This window comes from Acidilobus sp. (genome assembly GCF_049973875.1).
In the GTDB taxonomy this organism is placed as follows: Archaea; Thermoproteota; Thermoprotei_A; order Sulfolobales; family Acidilobaceae; genus Acidilobus.
This window is the reverse complement of sequence record NZ_JBMFJI010000001.1, coordinates 104,448-122,268: the sequence shown is the minus strand read 5'-3', so window position 1 is coordinate 122,268 and position 17,821 is coordinate 104,448. Positions and strand designations below refer to the sequence as shown.

The following is a 17,821-nucleotide window of genomic DNA, read 5'->3' as shown; positions in this document are numbered from 1 at the left end:
CGAGAGTCTCCACTTATATGAGCAGTCCAGTCTATGTCGTAAAACCTAACGATACGCTTGCTCATGCTAGAAATCTGATGCTCAAGAAAGATATAGGGAGGCTTGTCGTTGTAAATGAGTCAGAGAAGCCTGTTGGAGTTATAACCATGACCGATATCATAGACTCGCTTTACGGCTCGAATTATTATAGACCCCTCGATGACATAAAGGTCTCCGAAGCTATGAGCAAGAATGTAATAACCATAGATCAAAATAAGAGCCTTAGAACTGCGGCCTCGCTCATGATAAGGCACAAGGTGGGTGGGCTTCCAGTAGTTGATAAGGATGGAAAGCTTGCGGGTATAATCACCCGCACAGATGTCGTAAGAGCCTATGGAGATAGGTACGAGGGCAAACTAAAGGTTCTGGACGTCATGAGAACGGACTTCCCTAAGGCCAGCCCGACCCATAGCATATATTACTTAGCAAAGCTGATAGAATCGAGCCCAGTGCGCAAAGTAGTAATTGTGGACAGCGACGGAAGACCTATAGGCGTGGTCTCTAAGAAGGACCTAGCCTTTGCCTATATGCCGTCGACCCTCTTCATGGCCAGGGGCAAGGACAGGTATATAAAAAACAAGGTCGTAGACCCACTTAAGGGCAAGATAGTGAGCCTTAGGAGTTACTTAGTGCCAGTAGCCGAGGATATAATGTCAAAGGAGCTTATAACGGCCAGAGGCGATGAGGATTCCGCAGCAGTTGCAAGATCTATGTCAGCTGAAAGAATAGGCTGCGTGCCCGTGATCGATGATTCAGGAAAGTTAATTGGAATAGTTACCAAGCAAGACATAGTGCAACTGGCAGCCAGGGTTCTTTAATTACCAAATATCGCATTAATTATATAATCTGGGCTGAAAGGCTTTAGGTCGCTGTAGTTTTGCCCTACACCTACGTAAATCACGGGTTTCTTGGTGGTTGCTGCAACGGATATGGCTACGCCCCCCTTTAGGTCCGCGTCCAACTTGGTGAGTATTATAGCATCGATGCCCACGCTCTCGTTAAAGCTCTTCGCCTGTTCAACAGCGTCATTACCTGTAAGGGAATCGACTACCAGCACTTTCAAGTCAGGATTGGCCACCCTGACTATCTTCTTAAGTTCGGACATTAGATCGGCATCTACGTGCATCCTGCCGGCTGTGTCTATTAGAACAGCGCAAGCTTTTCTATTCTTAGCGTAATTTATGGCGTTGTAGGCCACGCTTGCAGGGTCAGCGCCGTAGCTGCCACCTATAAATGCGGCCCCCAGCCTCTCAGCGTGCGTTCTCAGCTGTTCCTGGGCCCCTGCCCTGAAGGTATCAGCGGCAGCTATAACTGGCGTCAGCCCTGAGCTTTTTAGCATGTAAGCTACCTTTGCAATAGTCGTCGTTTTCCCAACTCCATTTACGCCGAAGAACGTTATCACATAGGGCAGCCCTGAGCTGCACTTCCTCTTAGCCTCAGACACTAGGTCAATGCCGTTACTGAATAACGTAGCTATGTAGCTCTTAAGAGAATTTAAGACGTAATCCTCTACATCGGTGCCCCTTGGTACCTTACTTCCAACAAGCTTAGTCTTAAGCTCCATTACTATGGATTCTGCAACATCATAGGCTACATCCGCTTCGACAAGGTTAACCATAAGCTCCTCCAGGGGGGTTTCCAGGTCCTTTTCGCCCAGCTCCTTTTTCTCAACAGCTTCCTTTATAGACGCCGCAAAGCCCTTCAGAGCGCTTCTCAGCTTATCGAACACAACGGCTCAACCCTGCCTGGTCCTGCCCTGCTGGGCTGATGCCACGGCCTGCTGAATCACGCTTTCATATTGAGCCTCCAGGGACTCCAGCTGGGCGAGCCTCTGGCTCACCTCATTTATTAGCTTGTTAAGCTCGCCCTCCCGCTCGCTCAGAACCTTGAGGCCCTCAGCCACATCAAGCTTTGCATATATGTCTGCCCCAAGATGAATTATCACTTTATTTCTGTCGCTTGGCGTTGCCTCTACCAGGGCCTCGTAGCCGCTGCTCAAAGGAAAGAGCACTGGGGAGCCCTCAGGGGACCTGGCAATAGCGTCAAGGCCTTCCTTGGTCTTGGTGACGGAGTCCCTCTGAGCTACTAGTTGTGTGAGGAGATCCCTTAAGTTTGAAACTTCGGCCCTTATTGCGTCAAGCTGAGCCACTAGGTCGTCAAGCGTTACGACGCGCTTTTGCTGCTCAGCCAAACTTTACTTCACCCTGGTAGCCTCTGCTAGGGAGAGTATATGTGCATCTGTCACCTGTTCTAAGGGAACTTCCTTCACATTGAGAATCCTTATATGGTACCTCTTCAGCTTATGCCTGCTCCCTAGCTCTGAGTAGACCCTTTCGAGAGCATCCCTTTCCTTGACTGCTCTTACAAATACCTTAAATTTATGCCATTCTGGGAACTTATCGTGAGATAGCATCATCTGGCCCTCTATCAGGTATACCCTCGGCCTCGCGTCGCTGCTCATTAGTAAGCCCCTCTCAGCAGGTAGAACCTTACCTGAAATAAAAGCGTACCGCCGCCTCAAACGCATTGGCGACAAGATGTGATAGCATGGCCTCTTATCGACGCTGCGAGTTGAGTCAGCGAACTCACAAATAACAGGTAACCGAGTAGCAGCACAACTTCTTCGAGAAGGTCTTACTCCGTTTCAAAATAACTTAATAACGCAGGGTCACAGCAGGTATGAGGTGCTTAACTTATGCCAAAGAAAAGGGAGAGCAGAGGAAGAAGAAAGGGCGACAAGGGCAAATCTAAGATGATTCAGTGTGACAACTGCGGAAGGCTTGTTCCTGAGGATAAGGCCATCTGCGTCACAAGGAATTACTCTCCCGTTGACCCGCAGCTTGCCGCAGAACTTGAAAAGAAGGGGGCTATAATACCCAGGTACCCAGTCACCAAGTGCTACTGCATAAGTTGTGCCATACACTACGGCCTAGTTAAGATAAGGCCTGAAGATGAAAGAAAGCCAAGACTGAACTTAATCTAAACCTGAGGGCTTAAAATAAACTGCCTAAAGAGAGGGCTGCGCAGGCTATCTTTCAGCACCTGTTAAATCCCTTTCTTCAATCGAGTTAATTTTAACGTAATGTGGCAGGAACCAACGCTATAGAATAACGACCATAAGGCTGAGACGTCTAGCTATTTTGCCTCCAATAAGGGCGTTTAGGCGGCCTTTACCTTAGCCAGCTCCTTCCTCTTAGGCCTCAGATCCTTACTATGGCACCTCCTGCACTTAGTGGCGCCTGGAGGGTTATGGGCGCCGCACTTCCTGCATATGAGTACATTGAACACCCTGTTCTGGACGATCTTAACCAGCTCTGGGTCAGTTACTGGCATGCTCTGTACCTCCTGCAGATCTCATATTTCATCCAATAGGTTTTTAAGCGTTATAGAGCCTTAATTAACTTAAAAATTTTTATACTAGAAAAGACATTCTAATTAGTGGCGCGATACATATGTACGCAAGTTCGGGCAAACTTTCCATAGGCGAGGAGGCTTACTTAAGGGCCCTCACGGGCAGGCTAGTGGGCATAGGGCTCTTCAAGGGCTTCAACAGAATTGCAGTCATACCTTATCCTGACAGAATATGCGAGTCCATAGCTGCGGCGGCTGCAACGGCGTACCTAGACACCTATGGCTACGGTCCCGGCAAGGTAGCCTTCTTTGACTACGCAGATAACATGGATGACGTTGCCAAGAGAATAGTTGCATGGGGCGCAGAGGCCGTCTATATAGCCTTCGGCGGGGAACAGAGGATGAGCGACGTTGCTAAGATGGTCCTGCAGACGCTAAAGTCACTCAGGTCAGCTAATTATAGAGGATCGCTCTTAATACACGTTAGGGCATGGCTGGCCACCAAGCAGTTCTCGACCATAACGTCTGACCCAGACCTGAGGGAGTACCTGAGATCGCTGAAGGAGATCAGGCTATTCACTGCAGATGCGAATTCAAAGAAGTTCTTCTTCCACACCGTTAATGTAGCCCCTGATGGCAGCATGTCGCTAGCCAAGTACATGGAAATTGACATAACTGATGAGCATGCAAACCTGCTGAAGCTTTCCCTGCCACCTCAGTGATGCCACTAATCTTTTTAAAACTCAATAGCCACCTGGTCTCCGAAGGGCCCGTAGCTCAGCTCGGTGGAGCGCCCGGCTGATATCAGCCAGGTACGTCAGAGACCGGGCGGTCGGGGGTTCAAATCCCCCCGGGCCCATCACATAAAAGGCCTGAGGCCTCCTGCTTAGGGGTGCTCGCAATGGATGTGAGGGATATAATACCTTCGGTCGTTGAAAGCGCTGACAGGTTTCTTAAATCGTTAGACTCTGACAGAGAAGAGATAGTCAAAACGTCAAGGGATGTCATAAGGTACAGCGGCTGGAGCATTACATACCTACATCAGGGCGATATAGCCAAAGCTAAGGAAAATCTGGACAAGTGTGAGAATCTCACCAGAAGAATGCTTGACCTCTCCTCTGCCCATCCTGAACTTGCGTACTCTGGGCTAGTATATAATGCAGTAAGTGAGTACGTGGAGGCCAAACTCTTTTACTCTATAGTAGTCGAAGGTAAAGTTCCCAGCTTTGAGGAACTCAAAGTACATCCGGTGCCCTATCTGCAGGGGCTAGGTGATGTGGTTGGAGAACTTAGAAGGTTATCGCTTGAAAAGCTAAGACAAGGCGACATAGATCTTGCGTGGAGACTCTTAGAAATCATGGAGGCCATATATACTTCGATGAGATCTCTCGACTATCCTGATTCCGTGCTTCCTGGAGTTAGGCATAAGGTAGACGTCGCAAGAAGCCTTATAGACGACACTAAAGCTATCCTGGTTGACATACAATCTAGGGAAGAACTTAAAAGAGCGCTAGCTGAGGCTAAAAGGGTCTAACACGAAAACCAAGGCTCCGTTCCTTTGTTGACTTCCCCTACGACCCCTTTAAAAGCCGATTTAAGTCCTCTTTAGCCTAAGTTTTTCCATGGAAGGCGTATGACTAGAATAGAAGTGGCCAGCCTAGGATATGCAGCCGCTGAAGCGATACCCCTTTTCCATATGTTAAGCGGCGGGTCCGTCGTGAGAGTGGTAGTTTTCGCCAAGACTTCATATTCCGCGGAAAACTGCGACAGTTTTAATGATCTCAGTGAAGTCTACAGGCTCTCTGCAGAAGGTCCCTCCTTGAAGAGCCTTGACAGCCAAGACATCTTAAAGGTTGTAGAGAGGTGGAAGGCCTCAGGACTAGTCTTTGATGTAATTAAGCCCGGGAAGGAACTTGGCGAGCTGGCTAAAGAGATAAGAAGTCACAAACTTAAGGTCGGCATTAAGACGCCATCGCTGGAAACCCTGGAAGGCCTGGACTTTCTCGTAATAGATTACCTGAAGCACTGCTGCAGCAGCTATACCTACAGCGGGCTTGACCTTGATAGAACTCTTAGGCTCGCAAAGGAGCTCGATCAATGGGTTGAGGTAAACACGTACCTGGAAAGGCCTAGGGTTGAGGACGTGCTCGGGGAGGCGGAGGTAACCGCAAGCTACGGCTTTCCGCTTCACGTACATTTGATCGAACATGAAGGCGGTGGCGCGGTTAGATACCTCTATAACAGCCTGCTTAGGGTTAATCCCTACACATACGTCCACGTAGATCTCTATGAGCAGCTGAACACCTATTGCCCAAGATGTGGAAGCCCTGTGGCCTATAGGGAGGACGGCGCGCTCAAGTCGCTTGAGCTAAAGGATGGGACTAGGTGCTGGAAGTGCGGCTTTGAACTTCCGTTCCATTATGTAGTATCAAAGAAAACCTCCGCCCAGCTACTAGCTCTAAGCGGTGGAGGAACTAGGTGGTACGACCCTAGAGCGGTGATCATATAATGAACAACGAGCAGAAGCCTAACCTGAGGGAGGCTAAGTTCTGGGAGCCCCTTGCAGACAGGAAGGGCTGGGTCAAGTGCAACCTCTGCCACAGGCGCTGCCTAATAGCGCCAGGAAGGTGGGGCGCCTGTGGCGTTAGGAGGAACCTGGATGGAAGGCTTTACACCTACGTGTACGGGCTCCTCACGGCCTATAATCTGGACCCCATAGAGAAGAAGCCTCTGAGCCACTTTAACCCAGGGAGCGAGGTGCTAAGCATATCCACCGTTGGCTGCAACTTCTACTGCCAGTTCTGCCAGAACTGGGAGATAAGCCAGAGCAGGCTTGAGAAGGGCCTTTACGGCGAGTACCGCTCCCCCGATGATGTTGTTAGAGATGCTGTCAATGTTGGTGCTGACGGCATCTCATACACCTATAATGAGCCAACCATAATGTATGAGTACATGTATGACGTGGCTGTCCGCGCCAAAAAGTTTGGCCTCTTCAACACTATGGTCACCAACGGCTACATGACGCCGGAAGCCGTGGATGAGATCGGAAGTCACATGGACGCCGCCACAGTAGACTTCAAGGGAGGCGGCAACAAAGAGTTCTATAGGAAGTTCATGGGAGTGCCAGACCCTGAGCCGATATTCGAGACCCTTAAGGCCATGAAAGAGAAAGGAATGTGGATAGAGATCACAAACCTTGTGGTCCCAAAGTACGGTGATAACGAGGATGACATAAGGAGGCTTGCGAGGTGGATAGTTGATAACCTAGGCGACCGAGTGCCCTTCCACTTACTAAAGTTTTACCCTGAGTATAAGATGATAGACCTTGAAAGCACGCCTGTCAAGACCCTTGAGAGGTTGGCCAAGGCAGCCAAAGAGGAAGGCCTTAAGTATGTCTATATAGGTAACGTACCTGGTCATCCACTAGAACATACTTACTGCCCCAACTGCGGCTACCCCGTGATAGAAAGGTATGGCTTTTATGTAACTGCGTGGCGTCTTACCAAGGACAACAGGTGTCCCAGGTGTGGGGCCAAGATTGATATAGTTGGCGCCTTTAGAAATAAAGCCGGAGCGACCTCTATATCACTAATGTGAGCCTTGATATGCTACCTCTCTTCTCTGGTACCTGATTTGACCCGAAATTCCACAGAAAACGATATTAGCTCTACAGAGCCCCTTTCTTAGGCCTGTGAGAGAGCCTAGGAGTGAGAAGTATGAGGTTCTGTCCCAGATGTGGAGGCGTCATGGTTCCAGTAAAGAAGGGAGATAAGACCATACTCAAGTGCACTAGGTGTGGTTATGAAATGGCGCTTGACAAGTCAAGCGAGAGAGATTACAAGGGTGCCTCCAAGGCTGACGAGAAGAAGGTGCTGACAACTACTGTCGTTAGTAAGGAGGTTCAACAGAACAAAGAGGAGAGCAAAGAGGAGCTAGAGCAGGCCAAAGAAGATTATTATGAGCTTGTGCTCGATGAAATGGGTGAATATGGGGATCAGACCTCGTGAATGAGAAATTGCACAGACGTTAACCACATTCTTCTAGGCCTGCCCACTTTTCACGGCTGTACGGCCAGAAGAGCGCTTATATTGCTTAGGCTTAAGAAATCACGGCACTTTGTTGGCCTGCCTTTGCAGCCTGCTGAGCCATTGGCACAGCTGCCATCGAGGTAGCATAAGAGGGTGGCGTGAGAACCTTTACCTTAGCTATCTCGACTTTCCTTATAGAGCATATCTTTCTCACTCTCGCCGTTATTTCTTGCGCTAGGCTGCCCTCCTGGTCGCTGAACACGGCAGCCTTTACGAAGTCGTCAAATGCCATCTGAGGTACCTTGCCTTCAAGCACTTCCTTCATGAGAAGCCTTATAGAGCGATTCTGACTGCTTTTGCACCTAAACTGGGTCCACGTCACTGCAGTTACTCTCACCGTCACACCGTCTTTAGTTGTGAGCTTATGTATGAGAGCTATCTTACTGCTCTTCCTCCTTGTAAGGCTCCTTAGGTAATCTCTCATAAGTTCTACGCCCTTAACGAAGGTCTTTGCGGTAGTTCCGTCAACAGTGTATATTTGGAACTTTAGCTTGGTGTTAACGTGCGTGAAATCGCCAGTTATGTCGTAAAGTGTTATCTCTACCGTTCTTCCCGGCAGATAAGAGGGGTCCAGTGCCGGAACGGAAGCTATTACCATGCCTCCGAGGGACTCGGGTGCCACTACATCATACCACTTCTTTATCCTCCAGCTCTCCCTCGTAGCCACTTTTGGCCTTGGCATTACCGCTCCTCCCAGAACCTCTCACCGTTAGGGATTATAAAATGTTCATGTCAGCTGCAGGCCGCCGAATAAAGGTTTAAATCCAGTATGGGTTCCAGGAGGCTGGGATGAGCGAATGCACAAGAAGAGCAGGAAGGGTCAATCACACTCCACAAGGCCCGCCCACCCGAGGCCTCCCTCATGGCTGTCTCTCACGCCTGACGAGATAGAGACCATAATTGAGCAGCTGGCGCAGAAGGGGTACACGCCAAGTCAGATAGGCTTAATACTTAGGGATCAGTTTGGAGTCCCGCTAGTGAAGCCCATACTTGGCAAGAACATAACTGACGTGCTAAAGGAGAGAGGCCTTGAGCCCAAGATACCTGAGGACCTCTTCAACCTCATGAAGAGGGCAGTGAACCTGAGGAGGCACCTCCAGGAGCATCCCAAGGACTTTGACAGTAAGCGCGGCCTGATACTCATAGAGTCCAGGATAAGAAGGCTTGTAAGGTACTATAAGGAGGTAGGCAAGCTACCGTCCGACTGGGAGTATGACCCGGAGAGGGCCAGACTCTTGGTCGCAGGCTCCTCGTAGCATCCTAAGCTCTTTGTAAACAGTATAGGCTCTCTGACTATATTTAACGCCTTTGCTAATAAAACATAGCGACTGAGCGGTGATTGAAAGGTGCTAGCAATAAAGATAGAGCCAGGGCAGAACTTAGATAAGTCGTTAGCCTCTGCCGGTTCCGCGCTTAAAAATCTCATTAAAGCTGCCTCCGAGGAGGGCTTCTTAAGGATAGTCTCGACAACAAGCTCGGAATCCATAGTAGCCCTGCTGATAGCCTTCTCTATTCTCAACAAGAAGAGCTTCACGGTCTCCGCGTCAGTGTTGCCTAAGCCTCCTACGGCTATTTACGAGCCTACCCTTTTACTTGGATTTCAGTCGCCCTTAGGCTACACCAACGAGACCACGAGGGATTCCGTGGTAGCTATTTCCTCGAACATCAATGAGCCTCCACCGCTCAACGCCTCATATATATCCTGCGAGGGCAGCGTCGGCGCGTGCACCTATATGGCCTTAAAGAGCGCCAATGAGACTGCTATTGAGCCCGAATACGCCGTCCTCTCGATTTCATCTACATATGCCAGCAGGTACATAGATGTCGCAGGGCATATGGCAGGTCTAGATAAAATATTAGCCTCAGCTCTGGCGAACGATGATAAGGTCTCCCTCTTTATGCTAACCTCTGTAAAGAGCTACAGGGCTCACCTGCTTGATGTTTGTGACTCGCTTCAAGTTACCTTAGATCCGTTCTACAAGGGACTCACAGGTAACAAAGAACAATGCATGGTTCTGTTTGAGTCAAGCGGCCTCGGAGGCCTAGCGAGAAAGAGAGCCTCTATAATGGATGTAGAGGAGCTTAACGCGCTCGCAAAAACCATTTTAACATACCTTAAAGATGTTGTAAAGAGGCCTTTTGACGTCACAGAGTTCGTTGGAGGCAATTATCTTGCATCGGAGAAGCTAATTATAAACGACCCAAGAGAGGCGCTTAACCTAGTAGAGTTCTCTAGTGATGTCTGGGGGCTTCAAGTGGCCGTGTCTTTAGCTTCCAACTATGATGAGGAATACCCTCAGGCGTCTTCCCAGCTAAACCTTGTGGCTAACGTGATGACCGATTTAGTCGATAATGCCAAACTTGTCGACGAAGGTTACATATCGGGCTTCAAGGTCTACTCCATCAGGGACGTCAGCCCTTCCGCGCCCCTTCAGTTACTCTGGAGAGCCCTGAAGCTGCTCGGGTATATAGATCCACGCTCGCTCCTTGCAGTTGAGAGCGACGATGGGCTTCTCATCTCATTGCCGCAGGTCTATGAAACCTTCGATTATATAGGAGTTAGCAAATTGACCTCGCTGGAGGGGGCAGAGCTCAGGGGCGTAAGGATATGGATTCCTCGCCAGCGTCAGTAAGTTTGCAAGTTATAGTGTCACGTAATGATGTCGATATGGCTGCCGTGGCCAGAGCCTTACAGCCCGATAACATAAGGGCTCCGAAAGACCTTAAGATAGCCTGTGAGCCTAATGGCGGTGAGACCCTCGTTTGCAACATAGAGGTTTCGCTGGTTGAGGACCCCGCAAAGATACTAACGCTAAGAAACACCTTTGATGACCTCATTATTAACATGAAGGCAGCCATAGATTCCTTAGCAAAGGCTTCCAAATTCATAAGGTAGCAGTCCATTTGCTACCCACGTGCAGCCATTATACCCTTCGAGTCTTTAGCGCACAAGGAAAGGTTTTAGCTGTCTCCACCTCAGTGAAAGGGGGACCTAGGTTGGTGAAGAAGTTAATTTACGTGGTCCTTGACGGCGCTGCTGATGGCCTTAACGCGCCCAAGAGTTCCCTTGGAACGGCGTTCAAGCCAAATATAGACAGGCTTGCATCGAATGCCGTCTGCGGGCTTGTCTACACTGTAGGTAAGGGCATCGCGCCGGAGAGCGACGAGGCGGTTATAAGCATACTTGGCTATGACCCGCACAAGTACTACACGGGCCGCGGCCCTCTCGAGGCCGTGGGTGCTGGAATAGCCTTCAAGGAAGGCGAAGTCGCGCTGAGATCTGATCTAGCAACTGTAGATCCAGCCACAATGAGAATAATAGACCGCAGGGCTGGGCGCAACGTATCTGACGCCGAAGGCAAGGAATTAGCTAAAGCCATAGATGGCGTGAGGCTAGATTACGGGCATGGAGTAGCGCACTTCGTCCACACCGTAGCACATCGCGGAGTTCTCGTGCTAAGCCATGATGAAATAAAGCTCAGCGCCAACATAAGCAACACTGACCCTGCCTACGAGAGGGAGGGGCTCATAAGTAAAGCCAGGCAGAACTTTGAGCCCTACGTTCTTAAGAGCAAGGCCCTTGACCCCTCCGACAAAGGCGCCGTTAAGGCGGCCGAGCTGCTTAATGAGTTCACGGAGAAGACCATAAACATACTAGACAAGCACCCAGTCAATGAGGCCAGAAGGAGGGCTGGCAAGCTGCCCGCCAACGCCGTGCTCTCAAGGGACGCTGGGGACAGCCTGCCAAAGGCGCCTAGGATAAGCGAGCTTCACGGCCTCAACTTTGCCAGCGTAACTGAGATGCCCGTGGAGAGGGGCATTGCAATAACTTTCGGCTTACATGACCTGCACTACGAGACCGAAGGCAAAAGCAAGGAGCAGATACTTAGGGAGGAGGCGGACCTAGTTATAAACAACTTAGATAAGTTTGACGCGTTCTACATCCATTTGAAGGGCCCGGATGAGCCAGGTCATGATGGCAACTATGAGGCTAAGAGGGCCTCTATAGAGCTTATAGACAAGCACTTCTTCTCACGCCTCCTCAGCTCTATAAACCTCGATGATGCCCTAATTATAGTGACCTCTGACCATTCAACTCCCTGGTACCTTAAGAGCCATAGCGACGATCCAGTACCAATAATGTTTTCCAACCCATCTATAAAGGAAGGCCATAGTAAATTTGATGAGGTCACCTGCTCCAGGGGATCGCTCGGGGTGCTTAGCAGCGGAACGCTCATAGTGCCTACCGCCTTAAAAATTATGAAGTCCACTGGGATGCCTTAAGGTCCTCCGCAGCGACTCATTATCGCTTAAAATTTGCAGTGAGGTCGTTTTAGTTCGAATAAAGCTGGGGTGTGCTAAGGGTGCCAGGAAGAGAGGAGCGGCCCCCACTAAGGATAGTGATTTCGGATCCCTCCGCAAAGGGGCCCGAACTCAAGGTTAAGGTTAAGGGAGTAGACGATGAAAGCATAGCCTATACGGACTCCATGAAGAAGACCAAGGAGCTGGAGAGAACGGAGCTTCCGAAGGTTAAAATGAGCTCGAAGCTGGCACAGAAGCTTGGCCTCGATGAGGTCGGCGTGGTAACATTATCTTTCAGGTCTGAGGGCAGTAAAACTAACGTGCCAGCTAAGGTCATAATTGATGAGTCGGTACCCGAGAACGAGGTGTGGGCCCACAAAGCCCTAGTCAATGAGGCTGCTGGGAGCGACGAAGCCGAGGCCTACGTCTTTAAGGCTAAAGCCTGGCAGATGGCAGTCCCTGACGATGTGGCCATAAGGCTTGCAGGCCTTAAGATAGGCGATGAATTTGATGGCGTGCTTATAGGCATGCCTGGCATAACAATGAGAATAACTGGAGGCACGGACGCCTCAGGATTTCCCATGCACCCAGGACTTCCGGGATCTGTGAGAAGAAAGATAGTGCTCAGCGGCCCTCCAGGATTCCACCCCCAGAAGGAGGGTGAGAGGAGAAAGAAGACCGTCCGCGGAAACAGGATTCCAGACCCTAGAGCCGAGAGAAGAAAGACCTCGCTGGCGCAGCTTAATATAATAATAGTCAGACGCGCGGAGCAGAAGGCTGCCGCGCAACCTGTGCAACAGTGAGAGGCCTTTTAAGAGCCGCTATGTCGTAAGCTGTTTTGTACAACCTTTAACAAAGGCACCTTAGCTTAAAAGGGAGCGCGAAGTTAGATAAGGTGGTGCTATAAAGCTTGTCGGAGGAGAGCGCCACCGAAGTCAAGCGCGAAAACGAGGAGAGGCCTCAGCCAGAAATTAACGTAGGGGTCGTGGGCCACGTAGATCATGGTAAGACCACGTTAGTCCAGGCCCTAACAGGGGTTTGGACTATGAGGCACAGTGAGGAGATAAAGAGAGGTATGACTATAAAGCTTGGCTATGCTGATGGCGAGATCTGGGAGTGCGAGGGCTGCGAGTTCCCAGAGAAGTTCTCCACGGAGCCCGTGTGCGAGTGTAACCCAGGCGCCAAGCCCAAGCTGCTCAGGAGGGTGTCGTTTGTAGACGCCCCCGGCCATGAGATACTTATGGCCACTATGCTTTCAGGAGCAGCCCTCATGGATGGAGCCATACTTGTGGTTGCTGCCAACGAGCCAGCGCCTCAGCCTCAGACAAAGGAGCACTTCCTTGCACTCTCAATACTTGGGATCAAAAATCTCATAGTGGTTCAAAACAAAGTAGACGTGGTCTCACCTGAGAGGGCGCGCGAGAGCTACAAGGAGATCAAGAAGTTCCTTGAAGGTACCTGGGCCGAGGATGCCCCAATTATCCCCGTGAGCGCCCTGAAGAGGGTCAACATAGATGCGCTTCTTGCAGCAATTCAGGAGTACATACCTACGCCTGAGAGGGACCTCTCTAGCCCTCCACTAATGTATGTAATCAGGAGCTTCGACGTAAATAGGCCAGGCACTCCCCCAAGTGAGCTAGTGGGCGGTGTTCTAGGAGGATCGCTGGTAACGGGTACCCTAAAGGTGGGTGATGAGATAGAGATCCGCCCAGGAATACAGGTGAAGGAAGGCACCAAGATAAGATATGAGCCTATACAGACCGAGGTCACGAGCCTCTACTTTGGTAAGTATCCAGTCAAAGAGGCTAAACCAGGGGGCCTAGTAGCGGTGGGCACCAGGCTGGATCCATCCGTTACAAAGGCGGACAACCTGGCTGGCAACGTAGTTGGTAGGGCTGACCATATGCCTGAAGTATTTGACACGCTCAGCATAGAGCACCACCTCTTTGAGACTGTCGTAGGTATGAAGGAGAGTGTCAGGGTAGAACCAATAACCAAGGGTGAACCGCTTCTATTGGCTGTAGGCCCGGCCTTAACGCTGGGGGACGTTATATCGTCTACAAAGGACGTCGTAACGGTTAGACTTAGGAGGCCTGTGGCCGCGTGGAAGAACGTTAGAATCGCCATAAGCAGGCGTGTGGCAGGCAGATGGCGCCTTATAGGCTGGGGGCTAGCCAAAGTTTGATGGAAGTCAAGGTCATACTTGACACCAATTTTATAATTGAGATTTCCAAGGGGACCGTTGCCCCCTCCATGATAGATGAGGTCTTGAACGCGAAGTATTTGTTAATAACGACCGACTCGATAGTAGAAGAGCTTAACGAGATGTCTAAGCATAATGATGAACTCTCAAGAATGGCCAGGGCCTCGCTCGAAATAATTAGAAGACTTAAAATCGAAGTAGTCCCTACAGACATTGCAGATGGTGATGAGTCCATTGTAAGCCTTGCAAAGAGGCTTAAGAGCGAAGATGAGCCTGTGGTTGTCGCAACCCTTGACAAGGAGCTTCAAAAGAAGTTAAGAAAAGCCGCTGTACCTTACATGTCCTTGAGAAATCGTGGGAAGAGACTAGGCTTATCATGGGATTTACTTTTCTAATCGTGCCTAGAACAGCCTTGGCTCAAGTTATCACCAACCGAACGTGAACCATGTAAGAGCTTAAAAGTCGCCACTACAAGCGCAAATTGCGGTGCCGCCGTAGCTCAGCGGGAGAGCGCCCGGCTGAAGACCGGGTGGTCGCGGGTTCAAGTCCCGCCGGCGGCACCTTTAATGTTAATAAATTGAGGTGCAGGCTGATGACAGTTGCGCTGATATTAGCAGGAGGTTATGGAAAGAGGCTTCGTCCTCTCACTGACGACAAGCCAAAACCGCTGGTTGAAGTCGCTGGGAAGCCTATAATTATGTGGCAGATAGAGTGGCTCAAAAAACACGGTATAACCGACTTCGTGGTACTGGCTGGCTACCGCAAGGAGAAGATAATAGAGTCCCTGGGCAGTGGGTCAAAGCTTGGGGTATCGGTATCATATGTCATAGAGGACGAGCCCCTTGGAACAGGAGGCGCGATAAAGAACGCAAGGCTAATCTACTCGTCGCAGGAGTTTTTCATAGTAGTGAATGGAGACATTATAACTAATATAGATGTTGAGCCCCTCTTTGATAGTCTTAAAGGGAACCCCCAGGCCGTGGCAGCCATGGCGCTAGTGCAGCTTAGGAGCCCCTATGGGATTGTTGAGACGGACAACTTTAACCGCGTTATCAGCTTCAAGGAGAAACCAATCATAGGCAACTACTGGATAAATGCAGGAGTTTACGTAATGAGATCCTCTATAGTCGAGTACCTGCCGGACAGAGGTGATATAGAGAAAACCGCGTTCCCTAAGCTTGCGGCTGAGGGCAAGCTCATAGCTGTTAAGTATGAGCTGACGAAAAACTACTGGAAGAGCATTGACACCTACAAGGATCTCGAGGAAGCCTCTGTAGACTTGCAGGCAACGCCTCTGATTTGAGCGGAGTTACAGCCTTTTTAAGGCTAAGCAGGTGTGCGATCTTTAAGGGTAACAGCCTCTCACCTTAGGTTTAGCTACTAACAGCTCTTAACGGCAGGACCTAGCTAACCTAGCTAGGGAAGAGACATGTCAACGCAGTCGCAGCAGCCTAAGCTAAGACAGCCCATAGTGGTAGTCCTGGGCCACGTTGACCATGGCAAGACCAGCCTTCTCGATAAAATCAGAAGCACGGCCGTTGCTGCCAAGGAGGCAGGGGGCATAACTCAGCACATAGGCGCAAGCATAGTTCCAGCCGATGTCATAGAGAAGCTGGCGGAGCCCCTCAGGAAACTTATACCAATCAAGCTATCGATACCGGGCCTCCTCTTTATAGATACCCCCGGACACGAGCTGTTCTCAAACTTGAGGAAAAGAGGGGGCAGCGTAGCTGATTTCGCGATTCTAGTAGTTGACGTTACCAAGGGCTTTCAGAATCAGACCTACGAAAGCCTCGACCTGCTGCGGTCTCGCAAGGTGCCCTTCCTAGTCGCTGCTAACAAAATTGACAGAATACCTGGTTGGACCTCGTATCCAGACGAGCCATTTATAATATCGTACGAGAGGCAGAGCGAGGAGGCCAAGAGAAACCTCGAGGAAGTCATATATGGTAAAATAGTCCTAAGTCTATCAGAACAGGGCTTCAGCGCAGACCTCTTCACTAGGATCAAGGACTTCACCAAGACTGTGGCTGTTGTACCAGTCTCCGCCAAAACAGGAGAGGGCATACCGGACCTTTTGGCCGTACTTGCGGGCCTCACGCAACAGTACCTTAAGAAGAGGCTACAGTACGCTGAGGGACCTGCTAAGGGCTCGATACTTGAAGTAAAGGAAATACCTGGCCTTGGGACGGTGATAGATGCCATAATTTACGATGGAGTCATCAAGGAGGGCGACACCATAGTCCTTAACGGTAAAAATGGGCCAATAATAACGACTGTAAGGTCGCTCCTGATGCCGGCGCCGCTGAGTGACATGAGAGCAAAGGGCGTTAAGTTCATTTCAGTACCAGAAGTTCAGGCCGCCGCAGGCGTAAGGATAGCTGCCTCAGGACTTGACGACGCTTTGGCCGGATCCTCGCTTTACGTAGCCACGAGCCCTGATGAAGCCAAGGAGATGGCAGAGAAGCTTAGGGGCGAAGTTAAGGAACTCATATTTAAGGGTGACAACGTTGGAGTAATAGTTAAGGCCGACACGCTGGGAACCTTGGAGGCTTTACTGGAAGCCCTTAGAAGGCTCAACGTGCCTGTCAAGTCAGCTGACGTGGGCAACGTGAGCAAGAATGACGTGCTAGAGGCCAGCCTAACAGCCAAGTCTGACAAAAGCCTTGGGGTTATACTTGCATTTAACGTGAAGGTTTTACCTGAGGCGGAGCAGGAGGCCGCCAGAAGCGGGGTTAAGATATTCTCTGACAACATAATATATCACCTGTTGGACCAGTATACAGAGTGGCGCGAGAGGCTAAAGGAAGAAGAAATAAGTGCGCAGCTAAACCAGCTGGTCAGGCCTGGTAAATTCATGATACTGCCCGGCTTTGTCTTCAGAAGGAGCGACCCTGTTATAGTAGGGATAGAGGTACTAGGCGGCGTCATAAGGCCAGGGTACCCCTTGATCAGCTCCAAGGGAAGAGAGGTGGGCAGAGTCCTTGCCATAAAGGATAACGACAAAAGCCTCGACGTAGTTAGGACGGGCGCGAGGGTGGCAATCTCTATAGAGGGCAAGGTAATGGTGGGCAGACAAATAGATGAGGGCGATATAGTCTACACTGATGTGCCCGTGGATCACGCAATTAAGTTATTGACTGATTTCAGGAAATTCATAAGCGACGATGAAGTTATAGTTCTAAAGGAGATAGCGGAGCTAAAGAAAAAGCTAGGTCAAAAGGAGTATGTAGTAGTCCTAAACAGGCTAGGATCTTAGCTTTAGCTGACAGGCAGCTCCTTAATGCCCCTTGGCAATCATCTAGATCCTTTCTCTCATAGATTTTGTAATCAGCCTTTGGTCTGAAAACCTATGGATGACCTAAAATAACTAAATTATGAAGCCGTTAGTAGTTAACATAATCCTCATCGCTAAATATAACCTTGGACTCCCTTTCGAAGCTTTCTGAGGAGTCACTGGCATGTACTACGTTCTCCTGCACTGACAGGGCGAAGTCACCCCTTATGGTGCCTGGCTGCGCTTTTCTGCCATCAGTAGAACCTATCATCTGCCTGACCACCGAGATCGCAGAGTCCCCTTCCAGTATCATTGCCACTATTGGGCCGCTAGTCATAAAGTCCACCAGGTCTTTGAAGAAGGGCTTATCCTTATGTACAGAGTAAAACTCCATGGCCTTCTCACGGGATAGCCTTAGCATTTTCATTGCCACGATCTTAAGGCCCTTTCGCTCAAAGCGCGAGATAACCTCGCCTATCAGGCCTCTCCTGACGCCATCAGGTTTAACCAGCACTAGGGTCCTCTCAGCGGTCATTTCGCACCCCACATGGGGTCGTAAAT

The 17,821-nt window shown here is 50.0% G+C and carries 22 protein-coding genes and 2 tRNA genes; 18 read left to right on the top strand and 6 right to left on the bottom strand.

Going from position 1 to position 17,821, the window contains the following annotated elements:
- Window positions 1-17 precede the first annotated feature (17 nt).
- Window positions 18-857, top strand: a complete 840-nt coding sequence (locus tag ACP5H1_RS00715; protein ID WP_427970640.1) for a CBS domain-containing protein — start codon at window positions 18-20, stop codon at window positions 855-857.
- On the opposite strand, the gene ftsY is transcribed toward ACP5H1_RS00715, so the two are convergent.
- Genes ftsY through rpl18a form a run of 3 tightly spaced genes read right to left on the bottom strand, consistent with a single transcriptional unit; the run spans window position 854 to window position 2,500 of the window.
- Window positions 854-1,768 (bottom strand): signal recognition particle-docking protein FtsY, encoded by a 915-nt coding sequence (gene ftsY / locus ACP5H1_RS00710; protein ID WP_427970638.1) that lies wholly within the window; start codon window positions 1,766-1,768, stop codon window positions 854-856. The genes ACP5H1_RS00715 and ftsY overlap by 4 nt on opposite strands.
- A 6-nt stretch (window positions 1,769-1,774) precedes the next feature.
- A complete protein-coding gene (pfdA, locus tag ACP5H1_RS00705) occupies window positions 1,775-2,230 on the bottom strand; it encodes a prefoldin subunit alpha (RefSeq protein WP_427970636.1) in 456 nt (151 codons plus the stop codon).
- Between the two features lie 3 nt (window positions 2,231-2,233).
- Entirely contained in the window at window positions 2,234-2,500 is a 267-nt protein-coding gene (gene rpl18a / locus ACP5H1_RS00700; protein ID WP_427970634.1) for a 50S ribosomal protein L18Ae, read from the bottom strand.
- A 234-nt stretch (window positions 2,501-2,734) separates the two neighbouring features.
- On the opposite strand from rpl18a, the gene ACP5H1_RS00695 reads away from it, so the two are divergent.
- The gene (locus ACP5H1_RS00695) at window positions 2,735-3,022 is read left to right on the top strand and encodes a 30S ribosomal protein S26e (protein WP_013267027.1); all 288 of its coding nucleotides are present in this window, start codon (window positions 2,735-2,737) and stop codon (window positions 3,020-3,022) included.
- Window positions 3,023-3,198: 176 nt separating this feature from the next.
- Here ACP5H1_RS00695 and ACP5H1_RS00690 read toward each other — a convergent pair whose 3' ends face one another.
- Window positions 3,199-3,372, bottom strand: a complete 174-nt coding sequence (locus ACP5H1_RS00690; protein ID WP_427970631.1) for a 50S ribosomal protein L40e — start codon at window positions 3,370-3,372, stop codon at window positions 3,199-3,201.
- Window positions 3,373-3,491: 119 nt separating this feature from the next.
- On the opposite strand from ACP5H1_RS00690, the gene ACP5H1_RS00685 reads away from it, so the two are divergent.
- From ACP5H1_RS00685 to ACP5H1_RS00660, 6 genes are all read left to right on the top strand, one after another.
- Window positions 3,492-4,112 (top strand): hypothetical protein, encoded by a 621-nt coding sequence (locus ACP5H1_RS00685; protein ID WP_427970629.1) that lies wholly within the window; start codon window positions 3,492-3,494, stop codon window positions 4,110-4,112.
- 44 nt (window positions 4,113-4,156) lie between these two features.
- Window positions 4,157-4,249: transfer RNA gene (locus ACP5H1_RS00680), tRNA-Ile, on the top strand.
- A gap of 42 nt (window positions 4,250-4,291) precedes the next feature.
- Window positions 4,292-4,924: a haloacid dehalogenase gene (locus tag ACP5H1_RS00675; RefSeq protein WP_427970627.1), complete on the top strand. Its 633-nt coding sequence runs from the start codon at window positions 4,292-4,294 to the stop codon at window positions 4,922-4,924.
- Window positions 4,925-5,023: 99 nt separating this feature from the next.
- A complete protein-coding gene (locus ACP5H1_RS00670; protein WP_427970626.1) occupies window positions 5,024-5,899 on the top strand; it encodes a hypothetical protein in 876 nt (291 codons plus the stop codon).
- Window positions 5,899-6,987, top strand: a complete 1,089-nt coding sequence (gene amrS, locus ACP5H1_RS00665) for an AmmeMemoRadiSam system radical SAM enzyme (protein ID WP_427970624.1) — start codon at window positions 5,899-5,901, stop codon at window positions 6,985-6,987. Before ACP5H1_RS00670 ends, amrS begins: the two co-directional genes overlap by 1 nt.
- 119 nt (window positions 6,988-7,106) lie before the next feature.
- Window positions 7,107-7,397, top strand: coding sequence for a transcription elongation factor (locus ACP5H1_RS00660; protein ID WP_427970622.1), 291 nt, complete (start codon window positions 7,107-7,109; stop codon window positions 7,395-7,397).
- 91 nt (window positions 7,398-7,488) lie between these two features.
- Here ACP5H1_RS00660 and ACP5H1_RS00655 read toward each other — a convergent pair whose 3' ends face one another.
- Window positions 7,489-8,160, bottom strand: a complete 672-nt coding sequence (locus ACP5H1_RS00655; protein ID WP_427970620.1) for a 30S ribosomal protein S3ae — start codon at window positions 8,158-8,160, stop codon at window positions 7,489-7,491.
- A gap of 115 nt (window positions 8,161-8,275) precedes the next feature.
- On the opposite strand from ACP5H1_RS00655, the gene ACP5H1_RS00650 reads away from it, so the two are divergent.
- The 10 genes from ACP5H1_RS00650 to infB all read left to right on the top strand — a co-directional run bounded on the left by ACP5H1_RS00650 (window position 8,276) and on the right by infB (window position 17,242).
- Window positions 8,276-8,734, top strand: a complete 459-nt coding sequence (locus ACP5H1_RS00650; RefSeq protein WP_427970618.1) for a 30S ribosomal protein S15 — start codon at window positions 8,276-8,278, stop codon at window positions 8,732-8,734.
- Between the two features lie 90 nt (window positions 8,735-8,824).
- Window positions 8,825-10,111 (top strand): hypothetical protein, encoded by a 1,287-nt coding sequence (locus ACP5H1_RS00645; RefSeq protein WP_427970616.1) that lies wholly within the window; start codon window positions 8,825-8,827, stop codon window positions 10,109-10,111.
- Window positions 10,087-10,374, top strand: a complete 288-nt coding sequence (locus tag ACP5H1_RS00640) for a KEOPS complex subunit Pcc1 (RefSeq protein WP_427970614.1) — start codon at window positions 10,087-10,089, stop codon at window positions 10,372-10,374. The genes ACP5H1_RS00645 and ACP5H1_RS00640 overlap by 25 nt, the downstream gene beginning before the upstream one ends.
- 104 nt (window positions 10,375-10,478) lie before the next feature.
- Window positions 10,479-11,762, top strand: coding sequence for an alkaline phosphatase family protein (locus ACP5H1_RS00635; protein WP_427970754.1), 1,284 nt, complete (start codon window positions 10,479-10,481; stop codon window positions 11,760-11,762).
- A gap of 80 nt (window positions 11,763-11,842) precedes the next feature.
- On the top strand, window positions 11,843-12,583 hold the full coding sequence (locus ACP5H1_RS00630) for a 30S ribosomal protein S6e (protein WP_427970612.1): 741 nt from the start codon (window positions 11,843-11,845) through the stop codon (window positions 12,581-12,583).
- A 107-nt stretch (window positions 12,584-12,690) separates the two neighbouring features.
- Entirely contained in the window at window positions 12,691-13,965 is a 1,275-nt protein-coding gene (locus ACP5H1_RS00625; protein ID WP_427970610.1) for a translation initiation factor IF-2 subunit gamma, read from the top strand.
- Window positions 13,965-14,378: a PIN domain-containing protein gene (locus ACP5H1_RS00620; RefSeq protein WP_427970752.1), complete on the top strand. Its 414-nt coding sequence runs from the start codon at window positions 13,965-13,967 to the stop codon at window positions 14,376-14,378. The genes ACP5H1_RS00625 and ACP5H1_RS00620 overlap by 1 nt, the downstream gene beginning before the upstream one ends.
- 93 nt (window positions 14,379-14,471) lie before the next feature.
- Window positions 14,472-14,543, top strand: a tRNA-Phe gene (locus ACP5H1_RS00615).
- A gap of 32 nt (window positions 14,544-14,575) precedes the next feature.
- Window positions 14,576-15,286: a nucleotidyltransferase family protein gene (locus tag ACP5H1_RS00610; RefSeq protein ID WP_427970608.1), complete on the top strand. Its 711-nt coding sequence runs from the start codon at window positions 14,576-14,578 to the stop codon at window positions 15,284-15,286.
- A 126-nt stretch (window positions 15,287-15,412) separates the two neighbouring features.
- A complete protein-coding gene (gene infB / locus ACP5H1_RS00605) occupies window positions 15,413-17,242 on the top strand; it encodes a translation initiation factor IF-2 (protein WP_427970607.1) in 1,830 nt (609 codons plus the stop codon).
- 127 nt (window positions 17,243-17,369) lie between these two features.
- Here the strand turns inward: infB and ndk are convergent, their stop codons facing one another.
- On the bottom strand, window positions 17,370-17,795 hold the full coding sequence (gene ndk, locus ACP5H1_RS00600) for a nucleoside-diphosphate kinase (protein ID WP_427970605.1): 426 nt from the start codon (window positions 17,793-17,795) through the stop codon (window positions 17,370-17,372).
- Window positions 17,796-17,821: the final 26 nt, after the last annotated feature.